We start from the raw sequence: 792 nt of genomic DNA on the forward strand, positions 1-792 counted from the left end.
GGGATGGGTGTGTTTTTTTATATGAACTACATAAATGCGTTGAAAAGGACACGAATGATAGTTACGGTTTTCAGAGAGGGAAGGAAAGGTGAGAGCTTCCCAGCTTAGGAATATCATTTACCGCCTTGGAGCAGCATTGGGGAACTGAAGTAACCAATGCCGTCTATGCTGCGTTACAGCACCGAGCCGACAATATCGTATTTGTCGGGAACTTGGGTGGAACCACGGGTTAATCACACACTCGTCCCTATCTGCGGGACGGGTGTGTTTTTTTATATACAACAATGAATAAGGAGTGTTTTAAAATGAGTAAACATGTAGACATTCAGCTTCCGGACGGACAGATCCAGGAATATCCGAAAGGCATCACAATCAAAGAAGCGGCTGGTTCTATCAGTTCCAGTCTGCAAAAGAAGGCGGCCGCAGGTCAGGTCAACGGCAAGCTTGTTGATCTCAGTTTCAAGCTGGAGGAGGATGCTGAGCTTTCGATTGTCATACTCGATTCACAAGAAGGCTTGCAGGTGCTTCGCCACACAACAGCGCACGTGCTGGCCCAAGCAGTAAAACGGCTGTACGGCGAAGTGTCATTGGGGGTAGGGCCTGTGATTCTAGACGGCTTCTACTATGACATGAAGCTGGGGAAAAGCTTGGCATCAGGAGACTTAGGGGCCATCGAAAAAGAAATGAAAAACATAATAAATGAGAACCTTGAAATCAAACGTATAGAGGTTTCTTACGAAGAAGCTGAAGAGCTGTTTGCACAAAAAGACGAGCGGCTCAAGCTTGAGATTT

General features: G+C 46.3%; 1 protein-coding gene and 1 other annotated feature. The gene reads left to right on the forward strand.

Features of this window, described 5'->3' with window-relative positions; all coding sequences use genetic code 11:
- The first annotated feature begins 30 nt into the window (after positions 1-30).
- Positions 31-252, forward strand: a binding site (T-box leader).
- A 53-nt stretch (positions 253-305) separates the two neighbouring features.
- A partial coding sequence (locus ACWHAR_RS25905; RefSeq protein WP_452088279.1) for a TGS domain-containing protein occupies positions 306-792 on the forward strand: 487 nt, incomplete at its 3' end.

It is taken from the genome of Bacillus sp. LR--39 (assembly GCF_053613335.1).